The following is a 16,136-nucleotide window of genomic DNA, read 5'->3' on the forward strand; positions in this document are numbered from 1 at the left end:
AGTCATCAAAAAACCCCGGTTTGGACAGTCCAAACCGGGGCATGAATCCAGCAAATCAATGGTTTGCGTTCAGGGCTGAATGCCCTCCACTGCACTGCGAGATTTTTCGAGGATGGTTCCCCGGAGAGGGACAAAGCCCAAGGCCGCAGCGCCTTCCTGGGTGGAGTCTTCCAGCATGTAGTTGAAGACGTTCTGCACAGCTTCAGCTTTGGCGCCATTGCCCTCGGCGTAGGCCAACACCCAGGTGAGTGTCGCGATGGGGTAGGCACCAGCGGCCTCAGGGTTCGGATTGCTGCCAGCCAGATGCTCATCAAGCTCAATGCCGTTAAGGGCTTTGGCACCAGCTTCCACGGAGGGTTTGAGGAATTCACCGGATTTGTTCTGCACCGCAGCAGCCTGCACATTTCCCTTGATGTACGACTGATTCACGTAGCCGATCGCGCCAACCCGATTGTCGATCACCCCGGCCACACCGGAATTGCCCTTAGCACCCACGCCCACCGGCCACTTCACCGATTTACCGCTGCCGAGGGTCCAATCCGGTGAAAAAGTCTGCATCGAATTGGTGAAGGCCTTCGTGGTGCCGGATCCATCGGATCGATGCACCCAGGTGATCGTGCCGGCTTCACAACCAAGCTCCTTCCAATCACTGATGCTGCCGATGGCCACCCCCACTGCCTGCTGCTGGGTGAGCTGAAGCTCGCAACCCGGCTTGTTGTATCCGAAGGCGATGGTTCCCCCCACCATGGGGATCTGGACCACCCCTCGGCTCACCTGATTGCGGTCGGCCTCTTTGATCGGGTCGTCTGAAGCAGCGAAATCGACGGTGCCATCGATGAAGGCTTTGCGACCGGAACCGGAACCCACCGCCTGGTAGTTCACCTTGAGGCCGCCGGAGCCGGCCAGATCGGCAAACCAGCTCTGGTACACCTTGGCGGGGAAGGAAGCTCCGGCTGCATTGAGGCTGGACACACTGGAGCTGCCACCACAGGCGGCAAGACCGACAGCAAGGACGCTCAGGCTTGAGACAGCCAGGGAACGATGTGCCAAAACCTTCGTTGTGATTTTGACCATCCTCCCGCGTCGTGGATCCAATCTCAGAGCGTCGGAACAACGGTGATCGGAGAAACGGTGATCGGAACAACGGTGAGACGGGTTGCCACCGCGTAGCAACGCAGCCAGCGGTTCACACGTCTGCGATGGATCGCGGGAACCTCGCCGATCAATTGACTGAGTTCATCAGCGCCCATGCGTCGCAGGGCCCGCACATCCACATGCCACAGCGCTTCCGCTTCACGAATCAAGCGCGCCCAGGTGCGGACCTGCTGCCATTGGCGCAAGCGAGAGCGAATGGGGCGTTGATGGGGATGCAGAAATGCCGTCATGTCTTCAGAGTGCTGCCTCAAGCAGCACTGTCTGCAAAATCACCCAGAGCCTTTCGGAGTGCTGAAGCAAAAGCGCAGTCTCAGGCGCTGAGGCGATCAGCCTCCAGCTCCACGGGGGCGACAGGAAACTCCAGCGCTGCAATCTCGCGATCACTCAACCGACGGGTCCAAGCACCCTTGATCGGATCGTTCCAGCGGAAGCCGGCCGCTTTGGCCAGATGGCGTTCATCGAACGACACCCGAGCGCGCATCAATTGGCGGGGTTCCAAGCCCCGCTCCAACAGCTGCTCCAGGTCATCGCAACGCGCGAAGACCTCTGCGATGTAGATGCAATCGCTCAGGGCACGGTGAGCTGCCCAGACCGGGACGCCATAGGCCAAGGCAAGGTCCCGCACCGATGGCCGTGAGCGCAGCTGACGCTCAGCCGGCCAGCGAATGTCCTCCATGGTGCAGAGCCATGGCGTGGTGGTGGCCGGAACAGAACCAAGACCGAACCACTGGCGATCGAAGGCTGCGTTGTGAGCGACCAGCAGATCAGCCGCGCTGAGCAGATGCTCGAACCACACCAGCGCCTGTTGCCAGGGTTGTGGGCGGCGGGTGACGGCGGCGGGAATCCGGTTAATCGCCTCCGCAGCATTGGATTCAACCGGCAGGAGGAAGGATTGCTGGGCCAGCACCGAGCGACTCGGTACATCGAAAAGAATGCAGCCCACCTCAAGACACTTGTCTTGAAGCGGATCCAAGCCTGAGGTTTCGGTGTCAATGATCAGAAGGGTGGAGGGGGAGCCCTCGACCGAATCCTCAGTCCGATCGCCATTGGCGGCGGGCACAACGTCTGGCGGAACCACAGAAGGTGAATCCGAAGCTGAGACCTGAGAATCTGTCGGCGTTGGAGCGGCTTGGGGCTGTGAAAAGCCTGCAAGAAAGTTGAGCTGCTCAGGCATGGCGCGATGTCTGCTCCCGCCCCTGATTCTCCCGCCCCGGGCAAGGAGCCTGCTGCCTAAGGTTCACACTCTTCACTTTGATCGGATGGCCCTCGGGATCGGCGACCGTCTTCCCTCCTTCAGCCTGGAGGATCAGAACGGTGACCTTCGCACTCCCGCTTCGGTGCAGGGCCGTTGGCTGGTGCTGTTCTTCTATCCCAAGGACGACACACCGGGATGCACCGCCGAGGCATGCAGCTTCCGCGACAACACAGAGAGCTTTGCTGCACTCGATGCGGAGGTCTGGGGCATCAGCGGTGATGACGCCGTCAGCCATCGCCGTTTTGCCACCCGCCACAACCTGACGTTCCCGTTGCTGTGCGACCGCAACAACGCCCTGCGACGCGAAATGGGAGTTCCTAAAGCCCTGGGCCTTTTGCCCGGTCGTGTCACCTACATCGTTGATGGCGAGGGGGTGATCCGACACACCTTCAGCAACCTGCTTGATGGCCCGGCCCATGTACGGGAAGCACAGCATGTGCTGAATCAGCTGCGCGGCTGAGCATGGTCAACTGGCGTCAGCTGGGTCCGATCTGGCAGCTGCGGCCTGCCGAACCAACTGGGCTGATCGAATTCATCGGCGGCAGCTATCTGGCAGCGACACCGCAGCTGAGCTATCGGAGGTTGCTGGAAGACCTTGTGGCCGATGGCCTCGCTGTGCATGCCTGGGCCTACGTGCCTGGATTTGATCATCAGCGGCAGGCCCGCGATGCCTGGAGCGCCTTCCGCTCGGCGCGACGCCAACTGGAGGAGCGATGCGGAGCCCTGGCAAGTCCACTTCGCCTCGGCCACAGCCTGGGTTGCAAGCTTCATCTGCTGGCCCCCGATGGGGGACGCGGCAGCAGAGCACTGATCGCCCTGAGCTTCAACAACTTCAACGCCGACCGTTCGATTCCGCTGCTCGGCGAACTCGCGCCACGGCTAGGGGTGGACACTGAATTCAGTCCCAGTCCAGCCGAAACGCTTCGCTTGATCGGCCGCCACTATCAGCAGGAGCGGAATCTGGTGGTGCGATTCGGGCGTGATGAGCTGGATCAAAGTGGCGACCTGATTCAAGCGCTGAAACAACGACCTTCGGATTCCAGCTCAACCCTTGAGCTTCCCGGGGATCACCTCACCCCTGCCAGTGCTGGGCTGCGACGCAGCTTTCTCGGGGACTGGGCGGATGACCCCAAACGGGTGGCGGTCATCCGACAGTTGAGCAGAACCATCTGCAGCTGGAGCAGCTGAGCCTCTGCGGCCCCGAGGCAATCAGGCCCTGAGTCGATCCAGAACGGAGCGGTCTTCCAGGGTGCTGGTGTCGCCACTGACCTCCTGACCGGCCGCCAGGGCACGCAAGATCCGGCGCATGATCTTGCCACTGCGGGTCTTGGGCAGGGCATCACTGCAACGGATCTCATCCGGCCGCGCGATCGGACCAATTTCCGTTCCGACATGGGCCCGCAACTCCTTCACCAGGGCGTCATCGCCGTCACGGCCAGCCTCGAGGGTGACAAAGGCGACGATTCCTTCGCCCTTGAGGTCATCGGGTCGTCCCACCACTGCCGCCTCTGCCACAGCGGGGTGACTGACCAGTGCCGATTCGATCTCCATCGTGCCGAGGCGGTGGCCCGAGACATTGATCACGTCATCGACGCGACCCATGACCCAGAAGTAACCATCTGCATCCCGGCGAGCGCCATCCCCAGCGAAATAGAGATAAGAGCCATCGGCAGGACGGATGTGCTCCCAGTAACTCTCGCGGAAGCGTTGGGGGTTGCCGTGCACGGTGCGCATCATCCCGGGCCATGGGGCACGCACCGCCAGATAGCCGCCTTCATCGGCACCACAACTGTTGCCCTCCGCGTCGATGATGTCGGCCTGAATACCCGGCAGAGGCAGGGTGGCGGAGCCTGGCTTGGTGGGGGTTGCTCCCGGCAGAGGGCTGATCATCACTCCACCGGTTTCGGTCTGCCACCAGGTGTCGACGATCGGACAGCGATTGCCTCCGATCACATCGCGATACCACATCCATGCCTCCGGATTGATCGGTTCGCCGACCGTGCCCAAGAGGCGGAGGCTGCTCATGTCGAACTGATCAGGAACGGATCGACCGTTCTTCATGAAAGACCGGATCGCTGTAGGAGCCGTATAGAAGATCGTGATCCCATGCTTCTGAATTAACTCCCAGAAGGCGCCGGGCTTGGAGGGGCGCGGTGCGCCTTCATACATCACCGTCGTTGCACCGTTCGATAAGGGGCCGTAAACGATGTAGCTGTGGCCGGTGATCCAGCCCACATCGGCGGTACACCAGAAGACATCCTCATCACGGATGTCGAAGATCCACTGGAAGGTGAGGTGGGCCCAAAGGTTGTAGCCGGCGGTGGTGTGCACAACACCCTTGGGTTTGCCCGTGGAGCCGGAGGTATAGAGAACAAAGAGGCGATCCTCGCTGGCCATGGGCTCAGCGGCGCAGTCGGCACTCTGGCCCTCCACCAGGTCATGCCACCACTGATCGCGACCGGCGACCATCTGCACGTCCTGCTTGGTGCGCTGCACAACGAGCACTCCGGTCACAGAGGGGCAGGCACCATCGGCAAGAGCTGCATCCACCGCGGGTTTAAGCGACACCGGTTTGTCCTTGCGGAAGCCGCCATCGGCGGTGATCACCGCTTTCACTTCACCATCATTGATACGGTCCCTGAGGGCTTCAGCCGAAAAGCCACCGAACACCACTGAATGGGGTGCGCCAATACGAGCGCAGGCCAGCATGGCGATCGCCGCCTCAGGCACCATCGGCATGTACAGCGCCACGAGATCGCCTTTGCCGATCCCCATGGCCTTCAGACCGTTCGCGGCTTTGCAGACCTCAGCGTGCAATTCCCGATAGGTGAACCGGCGTACATCGCCCGGCTCCCCTTCCCAAATCAGCGCTGTTTTCTGTGCCGTTGGCCCGTCGAGATGTCGATCCAGGCAGTTGTAGGAGAGGTTGGTGGTTCCTCCCTCAAACCAGCGGGCGAAGGGGGGATTGGACCAATCGAGCACGGTGTGGAAGGGCTCGAACCAGTGGAGTTCACGGCGGGCGGCATCGCCCCAGAACGCATCAGGATCCTCTTGGGCCGCATCGGCCATCGCCCGATAGGCATCCAAACTGCCGATGCGGGCTTTGGCGGAGGTGTCTGCTGGCGGCTCAAACACCCGCTGCTCCTGCAGGACGCTTTCGATGGTGGTGTTGGAGTCGGTCACAGCAGACTGCGCGGTGCATCTCCTCGAAGGGTAAGGAGCAAGACCCCGCTTGATCCATGTCCCGTATCAATCCGTCGGACGATGCAGCGGAGGATGGAGCGGACGATGCGAAAAGATTGAGCTGGGCATCGCCGTTCCGGGATGAAATTTCCACCTGCCGCTTGCCTGTTCGATCTGGACGGGCTTCTGCTCGACACCGAACCGCTGCATGGCCGGGGCTGGTCGGAAGCCGCGGCCCATTTCGGCACACGGCTGAGTGAGGCTCAATTGATGCAATTGAAGGGCCGTCGCCGACTCGACTGCGCAGCCCAGGTGAATGCATGGCTGGCCACACCGGTGGGCGTGGAGGCCCTCTTGGCTGTGCAGCAGCCAATCGTTCGTGCCCTGCTGCCCAATGCCTCCGCGTTGCCCTCAGCGCAGGAGCTGGTAGCGCTCTGCCACAGCCGAGGAATTCCCATGGCTCTGGTCACCAGCAGCAGCCGCGTCGCCGTTGAATTCAAAGCAAGCCCTCACCCCTGGCTCGAGCAAATCCGGGAACGGGTTTATGGCGATGACCCTGACCTTGCAGCGGGCAAACCCGACCCCGCACCCTTCCTGCTTGCAGCACAGCGGCTGGGGCTCAACCCACAGAACTGCTGGGCCCTTGAGGATTCACAGGCCGGAAGCCAGTCGGCTCACCGTGCCGGATGTCAGGTCTGGCTGGTGAATGCATCCGGTACAAGTGACCCTGACTTCACCACCAATCCCTGTGAAATCAACAGTCTTGCCGTTGTTTTAAAGCTGTTGATCAGTACAGACGGCTGAGAACAAAGTCCGGCAATTCCATCAAGGCTCTCTGGGAGGGAGACTCCGGCAGCCAAGCGATCGATTCACGGGATTCGCGAGCAAACGTTTCGGCAAGATCTCGGGTGCGTTCAATCGCTTTAGACGCCCGCACCATCTCAAGCGCTTGGTCAAGGTCACCGGGCTCTGAAAACTGGCGATCGATCAGCGGTTGCAGCGATGGATGCTCCTCAAGGGCGTAAAAGGTGGGAGCGGTGAGATAGCCACTGGCGAGATCACTTGCCGCTGGCTTTCCGAGCTGCTGGTCGCTTCCAGTGAAATCAAGGATGTCGTCAACAACCTGGAACGCCAGACCAAGCTGGCGACCAAATTGATAAAGGTTGTCGAGCTGTAACGGAGAGCAGCCGCTGAGAACGCCTGCAGCGCGGCAACTATTGGCAATCAACGATGCCGTCTTGCAGTAACTCTTTTCGAGGTAGGTCTCAAAGGTCTGGGCTGTGTCGAAGCGGTACAGGCCCTGTTTGATCTCACCATCCGCGAGATCCATGATCACGCGGCTGAGCAGCTTCACCACTTCGAGGTCATCGAGGTTGGCCAGGTGCCAGCTGGCCTGCGCGAAGAGAAAGTCTCCGGCGAGAACAGCGACGCGGGCGTCAAAGCGGCTGTGCACCGTGTCCACGCCACGCCGGGTCGAGGCTTCGTCCACCACATCGTCGTGAACGAGCGAAGCGGTATGGATCATCTCTGTGATCTCAGCCAACCGTCGGTGGCGGGGTGAAAGCTCACCCTTGTCGGACAGAGCCCTGGACAGCAGCAGGACAATCCCCGGTCGCAAACGTTTACCGCCGGCGCTGAACAGGTGCTCCGCTGCGGCCTGAAGAATGGGATGACCTGCCCCAATCAGGCTGCGCAGGTCTCCGAGCAGGGTTTCAAGGTCGTTCTCCACCGGTTGGAGTAGCTCGGTGACGGTGCTCATGACTCCCCTCGGCGCCGCGATCCTAGTGGCCCCATGCTCAGTCCTGCAGCAGCTGGAGGCTGACGGCAGGCCGCTGCCCCAGCCAGGGGGTGGCGCGCATCGCGAAGCCATCGGGGTCAGCAGTGACACAGAACCGGCAGCTCTCCAATGAAAACGGGCTTTGGATCTGCGAGATCCGGTCTGGTGGCCCTAGGAGCGCGTCCAATTGACGGGCCACTCCCATCGCCGGATCAACGATCTGGACAGACTCCGGAAGCATCTGCCGCAACAGAGGCACCAGCAACGGGTAATGGGTGCACCCCAACACGATCGACTCGACTGAGGCCGCGAGCAAAGGTTCGAGATAAGCCTGCGCCGCTCGGCGCAGGTCTTCAGAGTTCATATCGCCAGCTTCGATCAGTGGAACAAACGCAGGACAGGCCTGCTCAATCACGACCGACCCGGGGTGAAGCGCTTCGATGCTGGCCCGATAAGCCGAGGAGGCAACGGTGGCCGGCGTGGCCAGCACACCAACCCGGCGGGTTTCCACCATCGCAGCGGCTGCACCAATCAGACCGATGACCGGAGCCCCGGCCTGGCCCTCAGCCACATCCCTCGCCAAGGCGTTGGTGGTGTTGCAGGCCATCACCACCGTGGTCACCTGCTGGTCACTCAGCCAACCCACCACTTCAGCAGCAATGCGACGGATGTCATCCGGTTGACGATTGCCGTAGGGCACCCGCGCCGTGTCACCGAGGTAGACGCAGGGAACCGCCCCATGACGTTCAAGCACGCGCCGGAGAACCGTCAGGCCACCGAGTCCACTGTCGAAGAATCCCAGCAGTTGAGGCGTCATCGCACCTCCTGCTTGAGGTAATTGAGAATGCCGGCCGCCAGTGCCAAGGCCAACCGGCGGCGATGGTCAGCGTTCGCAAGACGTGGCGCATCAATCGCTCCAGTGACAAATCCCATCTCCACGAGGGCAGAGGGCATGGTGGTGCGACGGATCACGAAGAATCGACCTCGCCTGACACCACGATTCGGTGTGCCGGGAGACACATCCATCATCTGCTGCTGCAGATAGGACGCCAGGCGTCCAGATCGGGGGTCCGAGAAGAAAAAGGTCTCGATCCCATTCACATCCGGACGGTTCATGCTCAGCGCATTGGCATGAATGCTCACAAAGGCGGTTGCACCTGTTCGATTCGCCAGGGACACCCGCGGCGGAAGGTCCACATCCACTTCACGCGTACGGGTCATCCGAACATCCACGCCGCGCGCCCGGAGCAGGTCTGCAACCTGCAGCGACACATCAAGAACCACGTTGGTCTCGCGCAAGCCACCAATGCCGATCGCCCCAGGATCTGGACCACCGTGACCAGGGTCGATCACGATGCGATAGCGATTACGGGCGACCGTCGGCAGCCCCGAAGGATCGACCGGCGTTCGGGTGGGACGGAATCCACCCGGCGGGAGCCAGGCCGTAGCGCGACCCGTCAAATCGCCTTCGCCAAAGTCATCGAGCCCACGGGTGGGGAGACCGGTGAAGACCAGTTCCCAGCGATCCGGAGCGGTTCCACGCAAACGCAAATCGTTGGGGTTGAGATCCACATCTGGACGGAATTCCACGACCAGACGGGTGGCACCGACGCGGGGCTTCCCCAGCCGAATTTCTCGGACGGCGCCCCGACCAGCCAACCGCCGCGGGAACTTCAACTCCCCAGGAATATCAATCCAGACCCGGGTTCCACGACCATCGCTGGCAGCCTGAAAAAAGGCTTCCAACCGAGCGTTCCGGCTCGTGCGCAGCTTGAGCACCCCCTCTTCGGTGAAGGCCCAGGCCGCCAGGGCACTAGCAGCTCTGGCGGGCAAGCCCTGGGTGAAAGCAGTGCACTGCAAGGCCGCGGCCAGAAGCCAGGCCAGTCGTCGGGACGACGCTGGAGGCATGGTGCTCAGAACAGGGCGGGCTGACGATGCCGAAGGCTCGGCATCTGGCCCCGAACATGACCGAGGTGATTGGTGTTGACCGGAGCAATGGCTGCTCCAGCCTGAACACCCGCATCGGCAAGGACCGTGCCCCAGGGATCAATCACCAGAGCGTGTCCGTGGCTCTGTCGGCGACCGTGGTGGACCCCCGTCTGCGCTGGGGCAAGCACATAAGCCGTGTTCTCGATGGCCCTGGCCTGAAGAAGAACCTGCCAGTGGTCTTTTCCGGTGAACGCGGTGAATGCTGCAGGAATCATCAACAGATCTGCGCCGGCGCCGACGAGGTGGCGATAGAGCTCAGGAAACCGCACGTCGTAGCAAATGGACAGCCCCACCTTGCACAGACCAGGAATGTCGACAACAGGAGGTAAATCACGCCCCGGGTTCACCGTTGCCGACTCGCGGTAGGTGTTGCCGTCCGGCAGGTCGACATCAAACAAATGAATCTTGTCGTAACGGCCCAGGAGCATGCCGTCACGGTCGACGAGCTCTGAGCGGTTCAGCGTGCGTGATCCATCACCCACAGGCACAGGAAAGCCCCCACCAAGAAGCGCCACCTGATACCTGCGCGCCATGGTCACCAAAAAGCGACTGCACTGTTCAGCCAGCGTTGGGGCCAGTGCCAGGCGCCGGCTGTCCTCCCCCATAAAGGCGAAATTCTCGGGGAGACCAATCAGTTCGGCACCACGGCGTGCAGCCAGATCGATCTGCTCCTCAGCAGCATTGAAATTGAGCTCCGGATCCTGACTGCTCGTTAGCTGAACAGCAGCCGCCAGGAAGTCGCTCACATGAACTGATCAGATCGTCGAATTTTACTGAGAGTCAGGCCGCCCGAAGCACCCCGGGTTCGACCTGTGTCGGAACGACACTGAGCTGATCAAGACCAGCACAGCAGCGGAAGTCATCATCGTGATCCCCCAGGCCAATCAAACGCTGGCCATGGGTCGCCGTGCGAAGGCACGCTTCTGGATCGGATTGCCACTGACGCCAGAGGGAAACGGCAGAGGTGAGTTCATCGTTGGCGGCGTTGCTCCCCGTGGGATCCAGCTCAAGCAACCGATGGGCCAACGCTCCAGCAGCGAGTGAATCTTCTAAGGAATAAGCACCCTCCCAACCGCTGCCAACAATTGCTAAGTGGCTGGGTTGTTTCGCCAGCAGACGCTGCGCAACGGCTTCGCGATTCGGCAGCGCCGCCGTCAAAAGCAGGGGGACTTCTCGCACACGATCCAAGGCACGCGTGCCATTGGTGGTACTCATAAACAGACGCTTGCCAGCCACCCGCTCCGGCACGACCGCAACGGGCGAATTGCCAAGGTCAAATCCCTCCAGCATCTTCCCCCCGCGCTCACCAAGCAGAAGACGCGAGTCAGCGGGCCACGCGGCTGATTCCGCCCGGAGGTCGTCGAGGCTGGCGAAGGCCTGCACGGCCTCAGCACCGTTATGCAATGCCCAGGCAATGGTGGTGGTGGCCCTCAACACATCAATCACCACCGCCGCATCAGGGCGAAGGTCCTGCGGCATTTCTGCCGGCACATGGAAGTAGGAGATCTGCATGGCCACGCTGAACACCGGCGTGCGACACAGTACCGAGACCGCTTGCGCCAAGACCGTCATCCCATGGCCATGTTCCAATCCGGTCCGGCCACCAGAGACCTGCGGGGCTTCCTGAAGCTCCTTGAGGACCGTGGTCAGTTGCGACGGATCACGGCACCTGTAGATCCCGACCTCGAGCTGGCAGCCATTGCCGACCGGGTCCTGAGCCAGGGAGGTCCGGCCTTGCTGTTCGAGAACGTGATCGGCTCCTCGATGCCGGTGGCCGTCAACACCCTCGGCACCGTGGAACGGGTGGTCTGGAGCATGGGTCTCGAACGGGCTGAACAACTGGAGGAGCTGGGTTCACGTCTCGCTTTGCTTCAACAACCCAGACCACCCAAAGGCCTCCAGGAGACCAAACAATTTGCCCGCGTCTTCTGGGATCTGGTCAAGGCCAAACCCGACCGCGACCTCACACCCCCCTGCCGGCAGCAGGTGTTTCGCGGCGATGAGGTCAATCTCGACAACATTCCCCTGATCCGCCCCTGGCCAGGTGATGCAGGGGGTGTGATCACCCTTGGCCTGGTGATCACCAAGGATCCCGAAACCGGGGTCCCCAACGTGGGCGTCTATCGACTTCAAAAACAGTCGTTGAACACGATGACCGTGCACTGGCTGAGTGTGCGTGGAGGAGCACGCCACCTGCGCAAAGCCGCAGCCATGGGCAAGAAACTTGAGGTAGCGGTGGCCATCGGAGTGCACCCGTTGCTGGTGATGGCCGCTGCAACGCCAATTCCCGTGCAGCTGAGTGAATGGCTGTTTGCGGGGATCTACGCCGGTGAGGGCGTTCGTCTGGCTCCCTGCAAAACAATCGACCTGCAGGTGCCCAGCCACAGCGAAGTAGTGCTGGAAGGAACGATCACTCCTGGCGAAGTGCTGCCGGATGGGCCCTTCGGAGATCACATGGGGTTCTATGGCGGTGTGGAGGACTCACCTCTGGTGCGCTTCCACTGCATGACCCAACGGCGTGATCCGGTGTTTCTCACCACCTTCAGCGGCCGCCCTCCGAAGGAAGAAGCGATGTTGGCTATCGCGCTGAACCGGATCTACACACCGATCCTGCGGCAGCAGATTCCGGAAATCACCGACTTCTTCCTGCCGATGGAAGCGCTCAGCTACAAGCTGGCGGTGATCTCGATCGACAAGGCTTATCCGGGGCAGGCCAAGCGTGCTGCCATGGCGTTCTGGAGTGCCCTGCCGCAATTCACTTACACCAAATTCGTGGTGGTGGTGGACAGCCACATCAACGTGCGCGATCCACGCCAGGTGGTCTGGGCCATCGCGGCCCAGGTGGATCCCCAACGTGACCTCTTCACCCTGGAGAACACGCCCTTCGACACGCTGGACTTCGCTAGCGAACAACTGGGCCTGGGAGGACGACTGGCCATCGATGCCACCACCAAGGTCGGACCCGAAAAGAACCACGACTGGGGCGAACCTCTGAGCCGTCCGGCGGATCTGGAACAACGGGTCAGCGACCGCTGGTCTGAGCTGGGTCTGGATGACCTCGGCGACGACGACCCCGATCCCAGCCTGTTCGGCTATGCCCTCGACCGACTAATTCAGGGCCTGAAGACCGGCCAATAGGATCAGCCCAACGACGTTGCGACCTTGAGCGGCACAGGCCAATCCGATGACCCCCGTGAGCTCAAGGCCGGAGGAAGCCTCAAGGGACGCGTGAAAGTCCCCGGCGATAAATCGATCTCGCATCGATCCCTGCTGTTTGGCGCCATCGCCGAGGGCACCACAACGATCGATGGCCTGCTCCCAGCAGAAGACCCCCTAAGTACAGCCGCCTGCCTGCGGGCGATGGGCGTCACCATCAGCCCCATCACCGACGGCGGCATCGTCACCGTTGAGGGCGTGGGCCTGGATGGATTGCAGGAGCCCGCAGAAGTACTCGACTGCGGTAATTCCGGCACCACCATGCGACTGATGTTGGGTCTGTTAGCGGGCCGCGACGGTCGACATTTCGTTCTGGATGGCGACGCATCCCTGCGCCGCCGCCCGATGCGTCGTGTGGGCCAGCCGTTGGCCTCGATGGGTGCTGATGTGCGCGGCCGTGATGGGGGCAACCTGGCCCCTCTTGCGGTGCAGGGGCGACGCCTCAAAGGAACCGTGATCGGTACGCCGGTGGCCAGTGCTCAAGTCAAGTCGGCCCTGCTCCTAGCCGCCCTCACGGCGGAGAGCCCGACCACCGTCATCGAACCGGCGCAGTCCCGCGATCACAGCGAACGGATGCTGAACGCCTTCGGCGCTGATCTGACGGTGGGCGGCGAAATGGGTCGGCACATCAGCGTGCGTCCCGGCGCCACCCTGCATGGCCAGAACGTGGTTGTGCCCGGGGACATCAGCTCAGCAGCCTTCTGGCTGGTCGCTGGAGCCCTCATTCCAGGAGCCGATCTCACCATCGAGAATGTGGGGCTCAACCCAACACGTACCGGAATCCTGGAGGTGTTGGAGCAGATGGGTGCACAGATCGACGTGCTCAACCCCCGCGATGTGGCGGGCGAACCTGTCGGCGACCTGAGGGTGACCCACGGACCCTTGAAACCGTTCCACTTCGGCGAGGAAATCATGCCCCGCCTGGTGGATGAGGTGCCCATCCTCAGTGTCGCCGCCTGTTTCTGCGACGGCGAAAGTCGGATCAGTGGGGCGTCTGAACTGCGGGTCAAAGAAACCGATCGTTTGGCGGTGATGGCCCGCCAGCTGAAGGTCATGGGGGCCGACATTGATGAACACGAGGACGGCATGACCATCCGCGGCGGGCGACCACTCAAGGGAGCCGTGCTGGACAGCGAAACCGATCACCGGGTGGCGATGAGCCTTGGCGTCGCAGCAATGCTGGCCGATGGGAACTCCAGCCTGGCGAGAAGCGAAGCGGCAGCCGTGTCTTATCCCTCGTTCTGGGACGAGCTTGAGCGGCTCCGCTGCTGACCTCGGCGCTCTCCGCGTCTACACGACAGCGGATGGAAGCTTCAGCCTGCACAGTGATCATTTTGGAGAGGCTTTTCACAACTCCGCGGGAGCTCTGAACGAGGCCCGAGCCAAGTTCGTCCAGCCTGCGGAGCTGCAGCGCTTCCGCAACGGCCATGCCCTAAAAATCCTGGATGTGTGCCTGGGGCTTGGGTACAACACGGCCGCCGTGCTGGAGGCCCTGCCGACGGCAGAACCCGTCGTTCAATGGTGGGGACTGGAACTGGACCGACGGCCCTTGGAACAGGCCCTGGACCAGACGAGCTTCCACTCCCTTTGGCCAGCGCCTGTGCTGGCCAAGCTTGAAGCCATCCGCGATCAGGGCGGCTGGCAGGAGAACAACAGCCGCGGGATTCAGCTCTGGGGGGATGCCCGTTCGATGCTCGAGGAGATTCCTGAGGGTGTTCGCTTCGATCTGATCCTTCTGGACGCCTTCTCCCCCCAGCGCTGCCCGGAACTGTGGAGCGAGGAATTCCTAGGAGCCCTGGCGCGACGCCTGGAGCCGCAGGGGCGGCTACTGACCTACAGCCGTTCTGCAGCGGTGCGGGCCAGCCTGAAGCGAGCAGGCTTGCGTTTGTTTTCACTGCTTCCAGCCCCGGGCGAGGGGGCGGGCTGGAGCAGCGGCACGCTGGCCACGCCACCGGACTCCGCCTGTCCGCAGGACGGACCCGGTTGGCGCCCCCTGTCGGCCATGGAGTGGGAACACCTGCAGACGCGGGCGGCCGTGCCGTTCCGCGATCCCCATGGCAATGCCACGGCTGATGCCATCCTTGAGCGACGCCGTGATGAACAGGAGCATTGCGGCTATGAACCCACCAATGCCTGGCAAAGGCGCTGGCGCGGGGACAGGCCGTCCTGAGCCCGGTAGATTCCGCCCGTCTTCCCCCTGCTCCGCATGCTCGCCGTAGCCGTTCTGGCCGCTGGAAAAGGCACCCGCATGAAGAGCGCACTCCCCAAAGTGCTCCAACCCCTGGCGGGAGCCACCCTGGTGGAACGGGTGCTCGCCAGTGCCCGCAACCTGCAACCGGAACGGCGGCTGCTGATCGTGGGACATCAAGCGGAACGGGTGGAGCAGCAGCTTGCCCCGCTCGGAGCCCTGGAATTTGTCCTGCAGCAGCCCCAGAACGGCACGGGCCATGCCGTTCAGCAACTGATTCCCTCGCTGGAGAGCTTCGAAGGCGAACTTCTCGTGCTCAATGGCGACGTGCCACTGCTGAGAAGTGAAACAGTTGAGGCTTTGGTGCAGCACCACCGGACCAGTGGTGCCGATGTCACTCTGCTCACGGCAAGGCTCGCTGATCCCACCGGTTACGGGCGTGTGTTCGCGGATCCCGACGGACGGGTGAGCGGCATCATTGAGCATCGCGATTGCACCGACGAGCAACGCACCAACAACCTCACCAACGCGGGCATCTACTGCTTCAACTGGAGGGCATTGGCCAACGTTCTGCCAAAGCTCAGCACCGACAACGATCAGGGGGAGCTTTACCTCACCGACACGGTGGCGATGCTGGCGAAGGCCATGCACCTGGAAGTGGCTGACGCCGATGAAGTAAACGGCATCAACAACCGACGGCAACTGGCCCAGTGCGAGGCCCTGCTGCAACAGCGGCTGCGCAACCACTGGATGGACGAAGGCGTCACCTTCATTGATCCCGAAAGTTGCACCCTGAGTGAAGGCTGCAGCTTTGGCCAGGACGTGGTGATCGAACCGCAGACTCACTTCCGCGGTGACTGCGTGATTGGCGACAACTGCCGGATTGGCCCGGGCAGCCTGGTGGAGAACGCGTCTCTTGGGGCCAACGTCAACGTGGTGCACTCGGTGGTGCGGGAGGCCAACGTGGGCAACGATGTCGCCATCGGCCCCTTTGCCCACCTCAGGCCGGCCGCGGACGTCGGCGATGGCTGCCGAATCGGCAACTTCGTCGAGGTGAAGAAAAGCCAGCTAGGTGCTGGCACCAAGGTGAACCACCTCAGCTACATCGGTGACGCCAATCTCGGGGACAACGTCAACGTGGGCGCCGGCACGATCACCGCCAACTACGACGGGGTGAACAAGCACCGCACCGTGATCGGCAGCAACAGCAAAACGGGTGCCAATTCCGTGCTGGTGGCCCCCGTCAACGTCGGGGAACAAGCCACCATCGGCGCCGGATCAACGATCACCAAGGATGTGGCCGATGGAGCACTGGCGATTGGACGCGCCCGCCAGATGACCAAGGAGGGCTGGGCCGAACGAAAGGTTTAGAA

At 62.1% G+C, this 16,136-nt stretch carries 16 protein-coding genes; 7 read left to right on the forward strand and 9 right to left on the reverse strand.

Annotated features, from left to right (window positions below; translation table 11 throughout):
• Positions 1-69 precede the first annotated feature (69 nt).
• The 3 genes from pstS to DXY29_RS04775 form a co-directional block, all read right to left on the reverse strand.
• Positions 70-1,074 (reverse strand): phosphate ABC transporter substrate-binding protein PstS, encoded by a 1,005-nt coding sequence (gene pstS, locus DXY29_RS04765; RefSeq protein ID WP_115023385.1) that lies wholly within the window; start codon positions 1,072-1,074, stop codon positions 70-72.
• Between the two features lie 23 nt (positions 1,075-1,097).
• The gene (locus DXY29_RS04770; protein ID WP_115023387.1) at positions 1,098-1,385 is read right to left on the reverse strand and encodes a hypothetical protein; all 288 of its coding nucleotides are present in this window, start codon (positions 1,383-1,385) and stop codon (positions 1,098-1,100) included.
• Positions 1,386-1,465: 80 nt separating this feature from the next.
• Positions 1,466-2,329 carry a 3'-5' exonuclease gene (locus tag DXY29_RS04775; protein WP_115023389.1) on the reverse strand — a complete coding sequence of 288 codons (864 nt, stop codon included), beginning with the start codon at positions 2,327-2,329 and terminating at the stop codon, positions 1,466-1,468.
• A gap of 85 nt (positions 2,330-2,414) precedes the next feature.
• Between DXY29_RS04775 and DXY29_RS04780 the strand changes: the two genes are divergently transcribed.
• The gene (locus tag DXY29_RS04780; protein WP_115023390.1) at positions 2,415-2,870 is read left to right on the forward strand and encodes a peroxiredoxin; all 456 of its coding nucleotides are present in this window, start codon (positions 2,415-2,417) and stop codon (positions 2,868-2,870) included.
• A gap of 2 nt (positions 2,871-2,872) precedes the next feature.
• Complete coding sequence (locus DXY29_RS04785) at positions 2,873-3,598, forward strand: DUF1350 family protein (RefSeq protein WP_115023392.1); 726 nt, start codon at positions 2,873-2,875, stop codon at positions 3,596-3,598.
• Positions 3,599-3,619: 21 nt separating this feature from the next.
• Here the strand turns inward: DXY29_RS04785 and acs are convergent, their stop codons facing one another.
• Positions 3,620-5,593 carry an acetate--CoA ligase gene (acs, locus tag DXY29_RS04790; RefSeq protein WP_115023394.1) on the reverse strand — a complete coding sequence of 658 codons (1,974 nt, stop codon included), beginning with the start codon at positions 5,591-5,593 and terminating at the stop codon, positions 3,620-3,622.
• A 141-nt stretch (positions 5,594-5,734) separates the two neighbouring features.
• Between acs and DXY29_RS04795 the strand changes: the two genes are divergently transcribed.
• A complete protein-coding gene (locus tag DXY29_RS04795) occupies positions 5,735-6,397 on the forward strand; it encodes an HAD family phosphatase (protein ID WP_115023396.1) in 663 nt (220 codons plus the stop codon).
• Here the strand turns inward: DXY29_RS04795 and sds are convergent.
• From sds to DXY29_RS04820, 5 genes are read right to left on the reverse strand one after another with little or no spacing between them, the layout of a single operon-like run.
• Positions 6,381-7,352 (reverse strand): solanesyl diphosphate synthase, encoded by a 972-nt coding sequence (sds, locus tag DXY29_RS04800; protein WP_115023397.1) that lies wholly within the window; start codon positions 7,350-7,352, stop codon positions 6,381-6,383. The genes DXY29_RS04795 and sds overlap by 17 nt on opposite strands.
• Positions 7,353-7,389: 37 nt before the next feature.
• Positions 7,390-8,187: a glutamate racemase gene (murI, locus tag DXY29_RS04805; RefSeq protein ID WP_115023399.1), complete on the reverse strand. Its 798-nt coding sequence runs from the start codon at positions 8,185-8,187 to the stop codon at positions 7,390-7,392.
• The gene (locus DXY29_RS04810) at positions 8,184-9,278 is read right to left on the reverse strand and encodes an N-acetylmuramoyl-L-alanine amidase (RefSeq protein WP_115023401.1); all 1,095 of its coding nucleotides are present in this window, start codon (positions 9,276-9,278) and stop codon (positions 8,184-8,186) included. The genes murI and DXY29_RS04810 overlap by 4 nt, the downstream gene beginning before the upstream one ends.
• Before the next feature lie 5 nt (positions 9,279-9,283).
• Entirely contained in the window at positions 9,284-10,105 is an 822-nt protein-coding gene (locus DXY29_RS04815) for a carbon-nitrogen hydrolase family protein (RefSeq protein WP_115023402.1), read from the reverse strand.
• 34 nt (positions 10,106-10,139) lie between these two features.
• Positions 10,140-10,871 carry a 2-phosphosulfolactate phosphatase family protein gene (locus DXY29_RS04820; RefSeq protein WP_115023404.1) on the reverse strand — a complete coding sequence of 244 codons (732 nt, stop codon included), beginning with the start codon at positions 10,869-10,871 and terminating at the stop codon, positions 10,140-10,142.
• A gap of 63 nt (positions 10,872-10,934) precedes the next feature.
• Here DXY29_RS04820 and DXY29_RS04825 point away from each other — a divergent pair, with 63 nt between their 5' ends.
• From DXY29_RS04825 to glmU, 4 genes are read left to right on the forward strand one after another with little or no spacing between them, the layout of a single operon-like run.
• The gene (locus DXY29_RS04825; RefSeq protein WP_115023405.1) at positions 10,935-12,497 is read left to right on the forward strand and encodes a UbiD family decarboxylase; all 1,563 of its coding nucleotides are present in this window, start codon (positions 10,935-10,937) and stop codon (positions 12,495-12,497) included.
• 24 nt (positions 12,498-12,521) lie between these two features.
• Positions 12,522-13,847 (forward strand): 3-phosphoshikimate 1-carboxyvinyltransferase, encoded by a 1,326-nt coding sequence (gene aroA / locus DXY29_RS04830; protein WP_115023407.1) that lies wholly within the window; start codon positions 12,522-12,524, stop codon positions 13,845-13,847.
• Positions 13,828-14,745: a tRNA (5-methylaminomethyl-2-thiouridine)(34)-methyltransferase MnmD gene (locus tag DXY29_RS04835; RefSeq protein WP_115023408.1), complete on the forward strand. Its 918-nt coding sequence runs from the start codon at positions 13,828-13,830 to the stop codon at positions 14,743-14,745. Before aroA ends, DXY29_RS04835 begins: the two co-directional genes overlap by 20 nt.
• Before the next feature lie 36 nt (positions 14,746-14,781).
• Positions 14,782-16,134 (forward strand): bifunctional UDP-N-acetylglucosamine diphosphorylase/glucosamine-1-phosphate N-acetyltransferase GlmU, encoded by a 1,353-nt coding sequence (gene glmU, locus DXY29_RS04840; protein WP_115023410.1) that lies wholly within the window; start codon positions 14,782-14,784, stop codon positions 16,132-16,134.
• Positions 16,135-16,136: the final 2 nt, after the last annotated feature.

Origin of the sequence: Synechococcus sp. UW69, from assembly GCF_900474185.1 — a bacterium.
GTDB lineage: Bacteria > Cyanobacteriota > Cyanobacteriia > PCC-6307 > Cyanobiaceae > Parasynechococcus.

Excerpts from the sequence above, each read along its gene's own strand:
- pstS (WP_115023385.1), bottom strand. The coding sequence starts at position 1,074 with ATGGTCAAAATCACAACGAAGGTTTTGGCACATCGTTCCCTGGCTGTC.
- DXY29_RS04770 (WP_115023387.1), bottom strand. The coding sequence starts at position 1,385 with ATGACGGCATTTCTGCATCCCCATCAACGCCCCATTCGCTCTCGCTTG.
- DXY29_RS04775 (WP_115023389.1), bottom strand. The coding sequence starts at position 2,329 with ATGCCTGAGCAGCTCAACTTTCTTGCAGGCTTTTCACAGCCCCAAGCC.
- DXY29_RS04780 (WP_115023390.1), top strand. The coding sequence starts at position 2,415 with ATGGCCCTCGGGATCGGCGACCGTCTTCCCTCCTTCAGCCTGGAGGAT.
- DXY29_RS04785 (WP_115023392.1), top strand. The coding sequence starts at position 2,873 with ATGGTCAACTGGCGTCAGCTGGGTCCGATCTGGCAGCTGCGGCCTGCC.
- DXY29_RS04795 (WP_115023396.1), top strand. The coding sequence starts at position 5,735 with ATGAAATTTCCACCTGCCGCTTGCCTGTTCGATCTGGACGGGCTTCTG.
- sds (WP_115023397.1), bottom strand. The coding sequence starts at position 7,352 with ATGAGCACCGTCACCGAGCTACTCCAACCGGTGGAGAACGACCTTGAA.
- murI (WP_115023399.1), bottom strand. The coding sequence starts at position 8,187 with ATGACGCCTCAACTGCTGGGATTCTTCGACAGTGGACTCGGTGGCCTG.
- DXY29_RS04810 (WP_115023401.1), bottom strand. The coding sequence starts at position 9,278 with ATGCCTCCAGCGTCGTCCCGACGACTGGCCTGGCTTCTGGCCGCGGCC.
- DXY29_RS04820 (WP_115023404.1), bottom strand. The coding sequence starts at position 10,871 with ATGCAGATCTCCTACTTCCATGTGCCGGCAGAAATGCCGCAGGACCTT.
- DXY29_RS04825 (WP_115023405.1), top strand. The coding sequence starts at position 10,935 with ATGGCCATGTTCCAATCCGGTCCGGCCACCAGAGACCTGCGGGGCTTC.
- glmU (WP_115023410.1), top strand. The coding sequence starts at position 14,782 with ATGCTCGCCGTAGCCGTTCTGGCCGCTGGAAAAGGCACCCGCATGAAG.